Origin of the sequence: Bacillus sp. GbtcB10, assembly GCF_019091365.1 — a bacterium.
Lineage (GTDB): Bacteria > Bacillota > Bacilli > Bacillales > Bacillaceae > Bacillus > Bacillus altitudinis.
Genome location: NZ_JAGXJP010000001.1, coordinates 237,703 through 253,387, shown reverse-complemented (window position 1 = coordinate 253,387; position 15,685 = coordinate 237,703). Strand labels below are relative to the sequence as shown.

Below are 15,685 nucleotides of genomic sequence, written 5' to 3'. Positions count from 1 at the left end.
CCGCCCCGTACTAATCTTTCATTTTTGGATCAAGTGCATCTCTCACACCGTCGGCAACAAGGTTAAAGACGATCATGATAACACTAATGATAATTGCTGGATAAACCATCTGATATGGGAAAGCGATCATTGATTTAAACCCATCTTCAATTAATGTCCCTAGTGAAGCTTGCGGCTCTTGCAGACCTAATCCAATAAAGCTTAAGAAAGCTTCAAAGAAGATCGCACTAGGAATAGTGAACATTGTATTAATAATCATCACACCTGTTAAGTTTGGCAACATGTGCTTAAAGATAATTTTAAAGTTACTTAATCCCAAAGTTCTAGCGGCTAGTACATATTCCTGTTCTTTCAGCTTCATGACTTGAGCACGCACGACCCTAGCCATACTGATCCACCCGGTAATACTTAGTGCAATAATAATTGGAATAATCCCTGGTTTTAAGACGAGAATCATTAATATGACAACGATTAAGTTTGGAATCCCCATTAGAACTTCCAAAATACGCTGCATCGCATTATCAATTTTCCCACCGAAATAACCAGAAATAGCGCCGTAGGCAACACCAATAATTAAATCGATCACAGCTGCAACAACAGCAATAAGCAGTGAGATTTGAGTTCCTTTCCACACACGTGTAAATAGATCTCTCCCAAGATTATCGGTACCGAACCAGTAGTAATGTTCAATCCCTTTTTGTTCATATGGATTGACCACATCACCATTTTTTAATGTTCTTTCACCAGTAAAAGGTAAGAAACTAACATGCTCTAACCCTTGGATTCGCGGCGGTAAGTTCGCTTCAGACGTTGTTTGAGTACTAAAGTCTTTGCCACTAATTAATGGTCCAACGAGCGCCATGAATACAATTAAAAATAAAATCACCATACTAACAACAGCGGCTTTATTCTTTTTAATTCTAAGCCATGCATCTTGCCAATAATTTAGACTTGGTTTTTCAATTTTTTCAGCAGATAATGTATCAACACCAGCGGGTTCAAACAGACTTTTATCAATATTTTCTTCTTGCTGTTTCATTATTTGTTACCTCCCGCTACACGAATTCTAGGATCGATAATTCCATATAGAATATCGACAATAAATACAACCACTACAAAAAGAACGGCAAATAAGATAGTTGTACCCATGATGACTGGGTAGTCGTTTACTGTAATGGCTTTAACAAACTGCTCACCAATTCCAGGAATTGAGAAGATTTTTTCTATTACTAGTGATCCCGTCATTAAACTAACAGTCAATGGACCAAGTACTGTGACAACAGGTATTAAAGCATTTCTCATTGCATGTTTAAATGCGATCTCAAAATAGCCTGCTCCTTTTGCTTTTGCAAGTAAAATGTAATCTGTCTCAAGTACTTCAACCATTTCTGTTCTCATAAAACGAGCACAAATGGAGATAGGGAACATTGCTAACGCTATAGTAGGTAAAATTGTATATTCAAACCCATTCCAAAATTGAGTTGGTAATAACCCCAATTTCACCGCAATATAGTACTGAAGTAATCCAGCGAATACAAAACTCGGAATTGATTTACCGATAACTGCCAAGAAAGTAGCAGAGTAATCCACCCATGTGTTCTGTCTTAAAGCTCCAACTACTCCCAAAAAGATACCAACAATCGTTCCTAAAATAATCGCTTGAAGGCCTAGGACAGCAGATGGTCCTACTCGATATGAAAGAAGTTCTGTTACGGAGGTATTGTTGAATTGGAATGAAACACCTAAATCCCCAGTGAATGTATTAATCATGTAATGAAAATATTGAACAGGAATTGGCTGATCTAGTCCATATTTTGCATTAAGTACAGCTTGTTGAGCTTCTGACAACTTTTGCGCATTAACAAAAGGAGAACCCGGAATAAGTTTCATTAAGAAAAAAGTGATTGAAACAATGATGAAGAGGGTAACAACCATGTAGGCAACCCGTCTAATTAAGTATTTCAGCATACTTGCACCTCCTGATAAAACTGACTTTTCTGTATATTTCGACATATTTCTCTCAGTGAAAAAGAGAGTATATTCAGAGAATACACTCTCTTTTCTATAAGATTGTTAATTATCCTTCAATTTTCATCCATTTGTAGCTGAATTCAGGTCCAACTTTGTGAATGACAAATCCTTTTACTTTGTTATTAATCAGATAGTTAGTTGCTCTCTGATAAATTGGTGAAAGTGCTGCGTCATCTTGTAATAATACTTTTTCAGCTTCTTGTAAAGCTTTCCAGCGTTCTTCAGGTTTTGCAGCTAATTTGCCAGATGCATCTTTTAACAACTGATCATATTTTTTATCTGAGTAACCCATGTGGTTGTTTCCGCCACCTGTGATGAACAAGTCAGAGAACGTGATCGGATCAAGGTAATCTGGACCCCATCCAGCCATCTGAAGATCGTAATCCTCTTTCTTATCACGATCAATACGAGTAGCGAAAGGAACACTTTGAATATTGATATCTAAGCCAGGTAAAGTTTTCTCGAGCTGATCTTTAATGAAAGCACCGATTGTTTTAGCTGTCTCAGAATCATCACCTAAGTAATTAAGCGTTACTTTAGACGTTCCTAATTCTTTCAACCCTTTTTCAAAAAGCTTTTTCGCTTCATCTTTATTAGTTTCTAAGTATTTAGGCATTCCATCACGGAAGTCTTTTCCGCTTTCATCATGTACGAAATCTTTTGGAATTTGATAGTATGCAGCAACTGAACCATTCTGCAACACATCATTTACAAACGCTTCTTTATCAATTGCCGTTGCAATTGCGCGACGAACGTTTTCATTCTTTAAAGATTTATTTCCTTGGTTCATTTTCAACCAGAACACAGTAGGTTCTAGTAATCTTTTCATCCGCTTATCACCTTCGTATTGAGAGATGATGGCAGGTGTTGATAATTTAGGTGTAATATCAGCTTCTCCCGCTTCAAATGCGTTAACAGCTGCTTGTGGATCTTTAGATACTTTAAAAGTAAGTTTTGTCATAGAGACGTTCTTTTTGTCCCAATATTCTTCATTCTTTTTGTATTCCCAAGTAGTTGCTTGTGGGCCATCCCAAGAAGAAAGTTCAAATGGTCCGTTGTATACAAGGTTCTTTGCAGTCTTCGCATATTTGTCACCTTGTTCTTTAACGAACTTTTCATTCACTGGGTAGAATGTTGGGAATGAAAGCAGAGATTGGAAGTAAGGAATTGGTTTTTCAAGTGTAATTTGCAGTTCTTTATCGCTTACAGCTTTAATTCCTAGTTCCTCAGGCTTTGCTTTTTTGTTGTATACTTTATCAGCATTCTTAATTTTACCAACCATCATATATGGGCCATACTCAGACTTTTGTTCTGGATCTAAAGCACGTTGCCATGCATATACGAAGTCTTGAGCTTTAACTGGGTCACCATTAGACCATTTTGCATCTTTAATTTTGATGTTGTAAACTGTTTTATCTTTGTTAGCAACTGGTTCCCCATCAGCCATACCAGGCACTAATTCTTCTTTATCGTTGAAACGATACAAACCTTCAAACACGTTATTCATAGTCGTAAAACTGATTGTATCACTCGCTTGGATTGTATCCATTGCAGGCATTTCCTGTGATTCTAAAATTGTAGCCTCTTGTTTTGAATCTTTGGATGCAGTGCCCTTGTCGCTACTTTGTTTACCTGAACATGCAGATACAAAAATAGTCAGCACCAATAAAAAAACTAAAAGCAGTGAAAATTTAGACTTTTTCATCTAGTTGTTGACCTCCCCTTCATAAATGAACTACAGGAACTATTATACTAGCAAATAAGTAATTGTGCATTCATTTTTTTAAGAAAATTTTCATATTTCCACTGTTTTTTAATATTTTTATTAAAAAATTGAAATAATTTGGTTATTTTTCTGAGATTTTGTGATCTTAAATACCTAATCAGAGGTAATCCTGTCTATACAATTGGCAATCTTCATGATTCATTGTAAACTGATATCAAGAAATTGATTAAAACAACAGCTTCGTTCCTTGTTTCGTTTTTCTTATATAGTGAAAGTCTTGAATTAAATGTTTTTATTGCTATTTTAGTACAGTAAAGTTTTAATGCGCAGGAGTGATTGTTATTAGATTTTTTATTCTTTTACTTAGTTCTAATGGCCTTGTTTTCATTTTAAGCTTCCTCTTTTATGGGCACATATCTTTCTTAAGCATGATTAACATCACATTTTATTTAGCTTCTGGCACTTTGCTAGTGTGGTTATCGTTCATCACTTTAAAAAGTGGATTTTTTGATCAAATATCTTACAGCTTCCGAAAGGTGTTTGATTCTTTAAATAAGCAAAAGGACCATGTTGATGACAGTTTAAACAAACATTTATCATCATCTTTTCAAAGTAACTTTTCAACCTTAAGAACATTAGGTTTGAGTTTACTCATTGAAATGTTAATATTGCTCTTGATTTATTATATGTAGGTTTTGACTTTTGATTTTTGCTTATTTATAATGAATGAAATTACATTTTTGCGATGAAAAAGAAGAGTACATATATTCACCATTTACAGAGAGTCTGCGGTTGGTGCAAGCAGATAATGGCATGTATGGAATGGGCTTTGGAGCAGCTAACCGAACACTTGACAGAGTCAGTAGGCTTAGACGGAGCAGTCTCCGATATCAACGTCTTGAGTGATTTCGGATTGAAATAACAAGGGTGGTACCACGGTTCATTCGTCCCTTTTCTGTTGAAAAGTGATGGGTGGGCCTTTTTATATTGAAGAAAAGAGGTTTTAGTATGACAAAAAAGACGATTTTCTCAGGCATTCAGCCTAGCGGTTCTGTGACATTGGGGAACTACATTGGAGCGATGAAGCAATTTGTCGATCTTCAGCATGATTACAACGGCTACTTTTGTGTGGTCGATCAGCATGCCATTACGGTGAGTCAGGATCGTTTAGCCCTTCGACAAAATATTAGAAGCTTAGCCGCTCTTTATTTGGCAGTGGGGCTTGATCCAGAGAAGGCAACATTGTTTATCCAATCAGAGGTACCTGCCCACGCCCAGGCAGGATGGATGCTGCAATGTGTCGCTTATATTGGGGAATTAGAAAGAATGACTCAATTTAAGGACAAATCTGCTGGTAAGGAAGCAGTCGTTTCAGGACTATTAACGTATCCGCCATTAATGGCTGGCGATATTTTGTTATACGGTACGGACTTAGTTCCTGTAGGAGAAGATCAAAAGCAGCATCTTGAATTAACGAGAACGCTTGCTGAACGCTTTAACCGAAAGTACAATGACATCTTCACTGTACCTGAAGTCAAAATTCCAAAAGAAGGCGCTCGGATTATGTCTTTAACTGACCCAACGAAAAAGATGAGCAAATCTGATCCGAACCAAAAATCCTTCATTACCTTATTAGATGAGCCAAAGCAGCTTGAAAAGAAAATCAAAAGTGCTGTGACTGATTCAGAAGGCATCGTCAAATATGACAAAGAAAACAAACCTGGAATTGCCAACTTGCTGACGATTTATTCTGTATTAGGGAACGTATCGATTGCAGAGCTTGAACAAAAATACGAAGGCAAAGGTTATGGTGAATTTAAGGGAGATCTTGCGAACGTTGTTGTGGATGCATTAAAACCGATTCAAGATCGCTATTATGAACTCATTGAATCAGAAGAGCTTGACCGCATTTTAGATGAAGGTGCTGAAAAAGCGAACCGTACGGCAAACAAAATGCTGAAAAAAATGGAGAATGCGATGGGTCTTGGCCGGAAACGCAAATAAAACAAGCTTGCAGCATATTCAGCTGCAAGCTTTTTCTAATTGACTTTCGATTCGTTTTCCATTTCCCAAAGTTTTTCAAAAAATGGCTGTCCTTTAATCATTTTTTCACAAAAGGCTAAATGGTTTTCTGACCATCCATCAATGGTTTCGTTATAAAGCATGTTCCAAATTTCCTCGAAAGACATTCGTTTGATCTGGTTGTACATGCGCGGATTCCATTCTGTATACCAATAGGCAATTTCTGCCCGGTTTTGAAGCCCCTTTAGTTGATCTAACGCCATAAACATCAGCTGCTTCAGCTGTCTTTCTTTTCTCGTTAATCCGCTGATATGCTGCGGTGGTAATGATAGGATGTGATATTCTTTCGTCGATTCAAGGCTATCTGTTGTGAATTCATACTCCTCTGCCTTCACATCTTTCACCATTTCATACACCAATTGCTCCTGTCTTGGAATCAATCGGCTCTTTCTCACAGGGATGGAATAACCAATCGTATCCACAGCAATGATTCTAATCCCGTCCGTGACCACAAAGCAATACTCTAATTTACGGCGTTCATGATTTTTTCGAATATATGATTTCTCAAATACAGACTCTAGCAGCGTCTTCGGCAGCTCTGATAGATCATTCTCTATGTAATCAAACAAAGGACTCTGCACCTTGAGTAAAGGTACTTGATCTAACAGCTCCACGCTGTCCTCCTTGCGCCACTCATGAAAGTGGCACACATTATAGCCATTCTCTTCCCCTTCAAACCAATTCACCCATACGTCATGAAGAAATAACATAACCAATCCCTCACTTTTTAAAAACTGTTGTCCACAGTATGGGCAAGGGATAGAGAAATTATTCCAACTTTATTAAAACTTCTCCCTGACGGAAGGACGGCTTTATTTCCTGGGAAAAGAAGAACGTCTCGCAGAGTCCTTTCACGATTTTCTATAAGCAGAACCTTATTTTAGCTTTTTAGGATCAAGGGCATCTCTCAGTCCATCACCTAAGAAGTTAAAGCATAAAACGGTAAGTAGAATCAGTAAACCTGGGAACAGTGGATACCACCATGCTTGCACCATAATGGAGAAATTTTGTGCATCTTGAAGCATGTTTCCCCAGCTCGCCGTTGGAGGCTGGATGCCGAACCCTAGATAGCTAAGTGTCGACTCAGCTAAAATAACAGAACCGACTTTTAATGTAGCAGACACAATAATAGGGCCGATACAGTTCGGTAAAATATGCGAAAAGATGATGACATGGTTTTTCGTTCCGATCGTTCTTGCTGCGAGTACGAATTCTCTTGTGCGAAGTGACAAGAATTCACTGCGGATCAGCCTGGCGGTTGTTGTCCAGCCAGTCAGCGCAAAGATTAAAATCAATTTATCAATACCCGGTTTAAAAATTGTCACTAGCGTGATCAAGAGAAAAATATCTGGAATAGACAATACCACATCCACCATTCTCATGAGCACAGAATCGACAAAGCCTTTAAAGTATCCCGCTACCGCCCCAATGACGGTACCAATGGTGATGGCTCCGACTACTGAGACAAAGCCAACTAATAGAGACACCCTCGCTCCGTATAGCACCCTTGAAAAAATATCTCGGCCAAACTTGTCGGTTCCCATAAAATGCTCTGCACTTGGAGGCTGTAGCCGTTTCAATAAGTCTTGCTGTTCCGGTGCGTAAGGTGCGATCAACGGGGCGAAAATAGCCGAAAAGATAATGACCAATAAAATAGCGGAGCCGGCAACCGCCAATTTATTTTTGAAAAATTTCTCGCAAAATAAACGAAGCATCGTCTCTGGTTTTGGCGGAAGGCCTTCTTTTAATTTGAGATCAACAGGAGGTGTTCCCATATTAGGTTGTGCCAATTGTGCCTCAGCTCCCTTCTAATATTCAATACGCGGATCAACGATCGCATAGAGAATATCCGCTATTAAGTTTCCAACGACCACGAGCACAGCAGAGATAACAGTCATCGCCATAATGACGGGATAATCTCTTGAAAAAGCAGAATCGATAAACAGTTTCCCAAGCCCTGGCCATGTGAAGATTTGTTCCACCACGACTGCGCCGCCAATAAAGGATGGAATCATGAGTCCAAAGATCGTAATAACAGGCATCAGACCGTTTCTCAATCCATGTTTGAAGATGACTTTGTTCTCTCTAAAACCTTTCGCTCGCGCCGTGCGAATGTAATCCTGCCGCATCACATCGAGCATACTTGACCTTGTATAACGTGTAAGGCCGGCCATATCAGCCGTTGCTAAAACAAAGGCCGGTAAAATAATATGATGAAGCCGGTCAAATAGATTAAAATCTGCATTTAAGGTAGAGACACCCCCGGTCGGAAACCATCCTAAATTCACTGATAACACCATTATAAGGATCAAACCAAACCAGAAATTCGGAATAGCCAGTCCGATAAATGATGTAACCGTAATACCATAGTCAAGTTTTGTATACGGACGTTTTGCTGAAAGAACACCAAATGGGATGGCAATAATCAGGGCAACTAATGTAGAAAAGATCATGAGGATGAGAGTATTAGGCAGCCGGGCAAAAATCAAATCAGCCACGGGCGTTCCTTTTTTTACAATGGATGTGCCAAAGTCACCTTGAAGCATATTGCCGAGCCATTTCATATATTGCACATATTCAGGATCGTTCAAGCCGTACTTATCAATAAAGGCTTCCCGGTCTGCGGCACTAATGGTCGGGTCCATCATGAGTGACATCGGATCGCCTGGTGCTGCTTTCATAATCGCAAAGGACAAAATCGTAATACCAAACAAAATTGGGATGGAAAGAAGTGTCCTTCTAATGATATATGTAACCATATGCACAACTCCTTTTTCATCGGATGGCCATACTATGATGAAAAAAGGGGAGACCCCTCCCCTTCTTCACTAGCAGACTACTGTTCAATCCACCATTTTTCGATTTTGTAATATTCATCTTTTGGGTGGTAAGAGTAGCCTTGTAGATTAGATGGCATCGCACGATGTGAGTTGGCATAATAAAGGAACGTATACGGCTGGTCTTCTGCAATCAGCTCATAAATTTTTTCATACGCCTTTGAATACTCTTTACGATCACTCAAGTTTTTGGCATCAACTAGCAGTTTATCGACTTCTTCATTTTTATACCAAATGTTATTTAAGCCTTTTTCAGACTGACTTGAATGGAAAATGCTGTATTGGTCAGGGAATGTCGCTAAGCTCCAGCCGAGTAATAACGCATCATAATCCCATTTTGGCGGGGTTGTTTGTTCGATTAATGCACTAAATTCTACAATTTGCGGTTTTGCTTCAATGCCAATTTCTTTGAGCTGCTGCTGGACAACGACAGCAATATCTTCACGGACTTTGTTTCCTTGGTTCGTCTTCAAGACGAAGGAGAACTTCTTACCGTCCTTATCAAGATAACCATCTCCATCTGTATCCTCCCAGCCTTCTTCCTTCAGCATCTTTTTCGCTTTTTCTTGATCAAATTCAAATACTGGGACATTTTCATTTTTAGGGTAGTTCCATGACAGCGGGCTTTCTGGGATGTTGGCTACTTTCCCGTCTCCATCTAACACTTGATCGACAATCGTTTGACGATCAATGGCATGGGTAAGCGCTTGACGGACTTTTTTACTTTTGAACAATTCGTTTTTCTGATTCCAGCCAATATATGAATAATTAAGCCCTAGATCAGATTCGATTTTGATGTTACTAACTTTTTCAGCTGTTTGCAGTTCTGCTCCAGGTACTGCAAAGAAATCAATATCACCTGCGGATAGCTGAGCCATGGCTGCATTTTGATCAGGAATCGTTTTAATGGTGACTGTATCAAGGTATGGGCGTCCATCCCAATAATCATCAAAAGCTTCTAGTTTGACATAGTCCCCTTCTTTCCACTCGGCAAATTTAAATGGGCCGGAGCCGATTGGATTTTTTCGGTTAAATTCATTTTCGCCAAGATCCTTTATAGGGACATCACCTAAAATATGCTTTGGTAAAATGCCATAGCTTCCTAGCGTGACATTATAAAAATATGGGTCTTTTTTATTCAGCTTAAATTCGACCGAATAGTCCCCTGTTTTTTTGACAGACTCTAATACTTCAAAGCCTGATCCACGCTCACCATTGTAATCCTTATTGATCGGAATGCTGTATGTAAACACAACATCATCAGCAGTCAGTTCTTCTCCATCATGAAACTTCACGCCTTTTCTAATGGTCACATCAAACTGTTTGCCGTCATCGGTTTCTTTAATATCTTCTGCCAACGCCAGCTGTGGGTTAAGCTTTCCATCTGTTTGTAGTAAAAAGCTATAGATTCTTTCTTCAATATCAGAACTTGCTACGTCTGTTGAGTAAAGTGAGTTAAATAATGAAGGCTCTGCAATCGAACCAATGACAAGATCGCCGCCTTGTACAGGTTTACCTGTGGATTTCTTTTCACTGTCTCCAGACGTTTTATTTCCACCAGAACAAGCAGCAAGGATCAATGTAAAGATCAGCAGCAAACTGACCAAAATGGACTTTCTCTTTCTATCTTTCATAGACAATTCCCCCTATCTTTTTTAAAAAATGATGACAGAAGCCCGTTTTATCCCCCCTCTCAAAGATGAGATCATACAAGCGTGATCAAGCGTCGTAGAGGTGGCAGGCCACAAAGTGGTTCGTTTTTAATTCTTGAAATTGTGGTACTTTTTCTTTACAGACTTCTTTCGCATGCGGACATCTTGTATGAAACACACAGCCTTTTGGCGGATTAGCAGGGCTTGGTAAATCCCCTTGCAGCATAATCCGTTCCCTTTTCACCTGACCTTTTTTACGGGTGACTGGAACGGAAGATAAAAGCGCCTGTGTATACGGATGAAGCGGATCATCGTACAGGCTATGCTTATCCGCCAGTTCCATCATTTTGCCAAGATACATGACGCCCACTCGATCACTAATGTGGCGGACCACACTGAGATCGTGAGAGATGAATAGATACGTGAGGTCAAACTCTTCTTGAAGCTCTTCCATCAAATTGATGACCTGCGCCTGAATGGAGACGTCAAGCGCTGAAACAGGCTCATCTGCTATGATCATTTCAGGATTCATGGCAAGTGCACGAGCGATACCGATCCGTTGCCTTTGTCCGCCGGAGAATTCGTGCGGGTATCGATTCGCAAAACTTGGGTGAAGGCCGACTTTGGATAAAAGCTGTTCTACTTTTTCATTTCTTTCTTTTAAGGAATATAAGTGATGTGTTTTGTAGGGTTCTTTGATGATACTTCGAAGTGTTTTTCTAGGGTTGAGTGATGCAAAGGGATCTTGAAAAACCATTTGGATGTTTTTCCTTGTTGATTGTCTTAGTTTTGATTCAGATACATGAGAAATATCTTGCCCTTTAAATAGAATTTGTCCTTCTGTTGGTTCATATAAACGAATCATCGTCCGTCCTAATGTGGATTTACCGCATCCAGACTCTCCAACGATGCCTAACGTTTCACCTTTATAAATGTTTAAGTCGATGCCGTCAACCGCTTTGACTGCTCCTACTTTCTTTTGCAGCACGCCAGCTTTAATCGGAAAGTGTTTTCGTATATTTTTTAATTCCAGGATGGTTTCTTTCTCAGATCGATCTGTCATGTATGGTTGATTTTCAGCAAGTGTCATGTTTGGCTTGCCTCCTCATATAAGAAACACCTGACGCTTCTACCATTTTCAAAGGTTGTCAGTTTGGGCAATTCACCTATGCAGTGTTCCATTACTTTCGGGCATCTTGGCGCAAAACGGCATCCTGCGGGAAGCTGATCTGGCGCAGGGACATTTCCTTTTATCGCCGTTAATGGCTGAATGTCTCCGTCAATGACTGGAATGGATTCAAGCAGTCCTTCTGTGTATGGGTGAAGCGGCTGATCAAACAACTCTTCAACGGTTCCATTTTCAACAACCTGTCCGCAGTACATGACAATGACGCGGTCTGCTACTTCCGACACAACACCTAAATCGTGCGTAATGAGAAGTATAGATGTACCAAAGGTCGAACATAAATCTTTCATTAAGGTCAGCACCTGGGCTTGTATGGTCACATCGAGCGCAGTAGTCGGCTCATCCGCAATGAGGAGCTTCGGATCACAGCTTAGCGCAATGGCGATCATGACTCGTTGACGCATACCGCCGGATAAACGGTGCGGGTAATCTTTGATGATTTGTTCTGGCCTGGAAAAGCCTACAAGCTTTAGCAAGTCAATCGCTTTTTTGGTCGCTTCTTTTTTTGAAAGTTTTTTGTGGTAAATGAGGATTTCTGTTATTTGTTCCCCGATGGTTAAGACGGGATTAAGTGAGGTCATGGGTTCCTGAAAGATCATGGATACATCATTACCACGAATATTGCACAATTCCTTTTCACTATATGTAACAAGGTCTTTTCCATCAAGCTTAATGGAACCATCCATAATCTTCCCACCAGTCCCATTAATCAGACCCATGATGGATAAAGACGTAATACTTTTACCAGACCCAGACTCACCGACTAATGCGACTGTTTCCCCTTTTTTGATACTAAAATCAACGCCATCAACAGCAGGTATTGGTTCCTTTTTTCGAAAAAAATAGGTTTTTAAGTTTTGCACTTCAAGCAGTGTGCTCATGCATTCGCCCCTTTCTCCATAGATCAAATGAACCGAATCGGAAAATTCCGTCTTTTTAGAATAAAAAGAATTATCAAAATTTATATTTGTATATTATTACATCAGCATGACGAAATCAAGAAGTATTTAGTAAAATTGTAATATGTCACTTTTTTTGTGAATGTTTGTCTTTACGATTCTATCACCTTTAAAAACGTTTCCGCTGGCTCCGCAATCATAGACTCCTCGCTGATTCGGTGCTCATCGAAATACTTTTTCACGATATAAAATCCAGTGGCATAGCCAAGCATTTTGGGGTAGTTCCCTTTTCCATAAAGGAGATTCTGTATCAGCCTTTCGTCGTCCTGCACTTTCTGATAAAGGTGACTGGATACCCATTTCTTGTACATGCGCTGCAGCTGCGATTCGTCATATAAAGTCGTCCACTTTGCTGTATAGCTTTCTCCATATCTATGATACACAGCATATTCAGCGAGCCCCTCCATCATGATTGTATCAAGGAATGTAAAATCTTTTTCTTCTTTCGTGAGAAAATGCAACCTGCATACATGGTGATATTCATGCGTCAGCAACGTACCGATTCGCTCCTTCGGTGTATGCGGGGATAAAAAAAGAAAGATTTTGTCATCAAATGCCATGCCGGATTGAAAGTAAAATTGTTCTCTGATCTCTTTGCTGCTCTCATTAACAGGCAAAATAAAGACAGGGACATCAGGACCTCCCCACTTTTTTTGCAGCGCTTTGTATTCTTTCATCACAAGCTGGAAATACCCTTTTTCTTTGAGCTTGTCGATCATTTCCTGGCAGGCGTTCCATGATCGAACCATCCCATGATGTTGTAAATGGGCGAGAATAGATGATCCTTCTTTTTTATCCGCACCTTTAAAATAAGGGACAAAACGTGCCGCCAGCTCCTGAAATGATGATGATTGCTCAATGAGATATTGTGTATTGATCAGACCCATACCGCTGAACACCTCCATTTTCATCATATGCAAAAAGGCGGCGATCTGTTTATAGATCGCCGCCTTCTTAAGACATATTACGCTTCGTATTTTTTGAAGATAATTGTCGCATTGTGCCCGCCAAAACCAAGTGAGTTGCTCAACGCAACTTGTACTTCTTTTGAACGTGCTTCATTTGCTACATAATCAAGATCACATTCTTCATCTGGTGTTTCAAGGTTAATCGTTGGCGGAATGACACTGTCTTTAATCGCCAGAACAGAGAAAATCGCTTCTACTCCGCCTGCTGCGCCAAGTAAATGACCTGTCATTGATTTTGTCGAGCTGATCGCAAGCTGATTCGCATGCTCTCCAAACACTTCTTTAATCGCCATTGTTTCAAACTTATCATTATACGGTGTGCTTGTTCCGTGGGCATTGATATAATCAATTTCTTCCACTGTTAAACCTGCATCACGAATGGCTTCTTTCATTGCACGTACGCCGCCTTCTCCGTTTGGAGCAGGTGCTGTGATATGGTATGCATCTCCAGTTGAGCCGTAGCCAACGATTTCTGCATAAATGGTCGCACCACGTTTTAACGCATGCTCTAATTCTTCAAGAACAACAATTCCCGCTCCCTCACCCATGACAAATCCGTCACGGTTTTTATCAAATGGACGACTTGCTGTATCTGGATCAGGATTTGTCGAAAGGGCTTTGTTTGCACAGAAGCCAGCAAACGACATTTTCGTTAACGGTGCTTCTGTTCCACCTGTAATCATCGCATCTGCATCTCCGCGCTGAATGACTTTAAAGGCATCACCAATGGAGTTTGTTCCTGTTGCACATGCTGTTACTGTACAAGAGTTAACCCCTTTTGCGCCAAGAGCAATTGAAATTTGGCCTGTTGCCATATCTGGAATCATCATTGGAACGAAGAACGGGCTTACGCGTCTTGCTCCTTTATTCGAATACACTTCGAATTGCTCTTCGAATGTTTCAAGTCCGCCAATACCAGATCCAACCCATACCCCAACACGAGGTGCGTTTTCATCTGTAATTTCAAGGCGTGAATCATCTAAAGCCTTTTGAGCAGCAACGACTGCATATTGTGTGAAGCGTGCCATCTTTCTCGCTTCTTTTTTCTCCATGTAATCTTCGATGTTAAAATCTTTTAGTTCTGCAGCTACTTTTGCTGTATATTCACTTGAATCAACACGTGTGATCGGGCCAACACCTGATACACCTGCTACAGCATTTTTCCATGTTGTCTCTACATCGTTGCCAAGAGGTGTCAAAGCACCTAATCCTGTAACAACTACTCGTTTCTTATCCATTAATTTGTGCACCCCACTCTTTTATCGGCCCCATCGCATAGCGATTGCGCCCCACGTTAATCCTCCACCAAAACCAACCATTACAATCACATCGCCGTCATGAATTTTTCCGGCTTCGATTTCTTCACATAGTGAAATTGGAATGGATGCTGCTGATGTGTTTCCATATTTATGGACTGTTTTCGACATTTTTTCAACTGGCAGCTCTAAGCGTTCGCGTGCTGCTTCCATAATGCGAATGTTTGCTTGATGCGGAATCAAGAAGTCTACGTCTTCTTTTGATAGTCCAGCTTTTTCAATCACGTTTACGCTTGACTCGCCCATTTGTCTCACAGCAAATTTAAATACTTCTCTTCCATTCATGATTGTATGATCTTTTTCATCTAAGTACAAGTGCTTCCCGCCTCTTCCATCGGCTCCAAGCTCAAATGATAGAATTCCCTTGCCTTCGCTGACTGTTCCTAGTACAGCAGCACCTGCTCCATCTCCAAACAAAACAGCTGTGTTGCGGTCATCCCAGTCGGTAATGCGAGAAAGCTTTTCTACACCAACGACAAGCACATGTTTGTAAGTGCCAGATTCGATAAATTGTTTTCCAGTAACAAGCCCATACATAAAGCCAGCGCATGCAGCGCTAATATCCATTGCACATGCTTTATGTGCACCGAGCTGCTCTTGAATCATACAAGCGACTGTCGGAAATGCTTGATCTGGCGTAACTGTCGCTACAAGAATCATATCAATATCTTCTGCAGCCACATCTGCGTCAGCTAATGCTTTTTTTGCAGCAGCAAGCGCCATATGAGATGTATTGACATCATCAGATGCAATTCTTCTTTCTTCTATACCTGTTCTAGTACGAATCCACTCGTCAGAAGTTTCAACCATTTTTTCTAAATCACGATTTGTTAATACTTTTTCAGGTATATAGCGGCCAAGGCCAATAATTCCAGCATTCATTGAATAAGACTCCTTTTACTCATACGAGCATGTGATATTGTGATCT

The 15,685-nt window shown here is 40.1% G+C and carries 14 protein-coding genes and 1 other annotated feature; of the genes, 2 read left to right on the top strand and 12 right to left on the bottom strand.

The window, feature by feature from the left end:
* Positions 1–10: 10 nt before the first annotated feature.
* The 3 genes from opp3C to KVT11_RS01305 all read right to left on the bottom strand — a co-directional run bounded on the left by opp3C (position 11) and on the right by KVT11_RS01305 (position 3,736).
* Positions 11–1,039: an oligopeptide ABC transporter permease gene (gene opp3C, locus KVT11_RS01315; protein ID WP_035392435.1), complete on the bottom strand. Its 1,029-nt coding sequence runs from the start codon at positions 1,037–1,039 to the stop codon at positions 11–13.
* Complete coding sequence (gene opp3b / locus KVT11_RS01310; RefSeq protein ID WP_035392438.1) at positions 1,039–1,968, bottom strand: oligopeptide ABC transporter permease; 930 nt, start codon at positions 1,966–1,968, stop codon at positions 1,039–1,041. Before opp3b ends, opp3C begins: the two co-directional genes overlap by 1 nt.
* A gap of 109 nt (positions 1,969–2,077) precedes the next feature.
* Positions 2,078–3,736, bottom strand: coding sequence for a peptide ABC transporter substrate-binding protein (locus KVT11_RS01305; RefSeq protein ID WP_035392439.1), 1,659 nt, complete (start codon positions 3,734–3,736; stop codon positions 2,078–2,080).
* A 449-nt stretch (positions 3,737–4,185) separates the two neighbouring features.
* Here KVT11_RS01305 and KVT11_RS01300 point away from each other — a divergent pair, with 449 nt between their 5' ends.
* Complete coding sequence (locus tag KVT11_RS01300) at positions 4,186–4,449, top strand: DUF3899 domain-containing protein (protein WP_223255625.1); 264 nt, start codon at positions 4,186–4,188, stop codon at positions 4,447–4,449.
* A 44-nt stretch (positions 4,450–4,493) separates the two neighbouring features.
* Positions 4,494–4,712: a binding site (T-box leader), on the top strand.
* A 53-nt stretch (positions 4,713–4,765) separates the two neighbouring features.
* Positions 4,766–5,761: a tryptophan--tRNA ligase gene (trpS, locus tag KVT11_RS01295; protein WP_035700292.1), complete on the top strand. Its 996-nt coding sequence runs from the start codon at positions 4,766–4,768 to the stop codon at positions 5,759–5,761.
* A gap of 35 nt (positions 5,762–5,796) precedes the next feature.
* On the opposite strand, the gene KVT11_RS01290 is transcribed toward trpS, so the two are convergent.
* The 9 genes from KVT11_RS01290 to KVT11_RS01250 form a co-directional block, all read right to left on the bottom strand.
* Complete coding sequence (locus tag KVT11_RS01290; protein WP_008348490.1) at positions 5,797–6,549, bottom strand: YjbA family protein; 753 nt, start codon at positions 6,547–6,549, stop codon at positions 5,797–5,799.
* Positions 6,550–6,714: 165 nt separating this feature from the next.
* Positions 6,715–7,614: an oligopeptide ABC transporter permease gene (gene opp4C / locus KVT11_RS01285; RefSeq protein WP_210552462.1), complete on the bottom strand. Its 900-nt coding sequence runs from the start codon at positions 7,612–7,614 to the stop codon at positions 6,715–6,717.
* Positions 7,615–7,647: 33 nt separating this feature from the next.
* Positions 7,648–8,598: an ABC transporter permease gene (locus KVT11_RS01280; protein ID WP_007499031.1), complete on the bottom strand. Its 951-nt coding sequence runs from the start codon at positions 8,596–8,598 to the stop codon at positions 7,648–7,650.
* Positions 8,599–8,675: 77 nt separating this feature from the next.
* The gene (locus KVT11_RS01275; protein WP_217608974.1) at positions 8,676–10,310 is read right to left on the bottom strand and encodes a peptide-binding protein; all 1,635 of its coding nucleotides are present in this window, start codon (positions 10,308–10,310) and stop codon (positions 8,676–8,678) included.
* Between the two features lie 85 nt (positions 10,311–10,395).
* Positions 10,396–11,391: an ABC transporter ATP-binding protein gene (locus KVT11_RS01270; RefSeq protein WP_029575386.1), complete on the bottom strand. Its 996-nt coding sequence runs from the start codon at positions 11,389–11,391 to the stop codon at positions 10,396–10,398.
* A gap of 23 nt (positions 11,392–11,414) precedes the next feature.
* On the bottom strand, positions 11,415–12,395 hold the full coding sequence (locus KVT11_RS01265; protein WP_046527013.1) for an ABC transporter ATP-binding protein: 981 nt from the start codon (positions 12,393–12,395) through the stop codon (positions 11,415–11,417).
* A gap of 170 nt (positions 12,396–12,565) precedes the next feature.
* The gene (locus KVT11_RS01260) at positions 12,566–13,360 is read right to left on the bottom strand and encodes a DUF2268 domain-containing putative Zn-dependent protease (RefSeq protein ID WP_039963423.1); all 795 of its coding nucleotides are present in this window, start codon (positions 13,358–13,360) and stop codon (positions 12,566–12,568) included.
* A 77-nt stretch (positions 13,361–13,437) separates the two neighbouring features.
* Entirely contained in the window at positions 13,438–14,679 is a 1,242-nt protein-coding gene (gene fabF / locus KVT11_RS01255) for a beta-ketoacyl-ACP synthase II (RefSeq protein WP_007499040.1), read from the bottom strand.
* Between the two features lie 21 nt (positions 14,680–14,700).
* A complete protein-coding gene (locus KVT11_RS01250; RefSeq protein ID WP_024720058.1) occupies positions 14,701–15,639 on the bottom strand; it encodes a beta-ketoacyl-ACP synthase III in 939 nt (312 codons plus the stop codon).
* Positions 15,640–15,685: the final 46 nt, after the last annotated feature.

Bases quoted from the DNA above. Each gene is read 5' to 3' on its own strand.
- opp3C (WP_035392435.1), bottom strand. From the start codon at position 1,039: ATGAAACAGCAAGAAGAAAATATTGATAAAAGTCTGTTTGAACCCGCT.
- opp3b (WP_035392438.1), bottom strand. From the start codon at position 1,968: ATGCTGAAATACTTAATTAGACGGGTTGCCTACATGGTTGTTACCCTC.
- KVT11_RS01305 (WP_035392439.1), bottom strand. From the start codon at position 3,736: ATGAAAAAGTCTAAATTTTCACTGCTTTTAGTTTTTTTATTGGTGCTG.
- KVT11_RS01300 (WP_223255625.1), top strand. From the start codon at position 4,186: ATGATTAACATCACATTTTATTTAGCTTCTGGCACTTTGCTAGTGTGG.
- trpS (WP_035700292.1), top strand. From the start codon at position 4,766: ATGACAAAAAAGACGATTTTCTCAGGCATTCAGCCTAGCGGTTCTGTG.
- KVT11_RS01290 (WP_008348490.1), bottom strand. From the start codon at position 6,549: ATGTTATTTCTTCATGACGTATGGGTGAATTGGTTTGAAGGGGAAGAG.
- opp4C (WP_210552462.1), bottom strand. From the start codon at position 7,614: ATGGGAACACCTCCTGTTGATCTCAAATTAAAAGAAGGCCTTCCGCCA.
- KVT11_RS01280 (WP_007499031.1), bottom strand. From the start codon at position 8,598: ATGGTTACATATATCATTAGAAGGACACTTCTTTCCATCCCAATTTTG.
- KVT11_RS01275 (WP_217608974.1), bottom strand. From the start codon at position 10,310: ATGAAAGATAGAAAGAGAAAGTCCATTTTGGTCAGTTTGCTGCTGATC.
- KVT11_RS01270 (WP_029575386.1), bottom strand. From the start codon at position 11,391: ATGACAGATCGATCTGAGAAAGAAACCATCCTGGAATTAAAAAATATA.
- KVT11_RS01265 (WP_046527013.1), bottom strand. From the start codon at position 12,395: ATGAGCACACTGCTTGAAGTGCAAAACTTAAAAACCTATTTTTTTCGA.
- KVT11_RS01260 (WP_039963423.1), bottom strand. From the start codon at position 13,360: ATGGGTCTGATCAATACACAATATCTCATTGAGCAATCATCATCATTT.
- fabF (WP_007499040.1), bottom strand. From the start codon at position 14,679: ATGGATAAGAAACGAGTAGTTGTTACAGGATTAGGTGCTTTGACACCT.
- KVT11_RS01250 (WP_024720058.1), bottom strand. From the start codon at position 15,639: ATGAATGCTGGAATTATTGGCCTTGGCCGCTATATACCTGAAAAAGTA.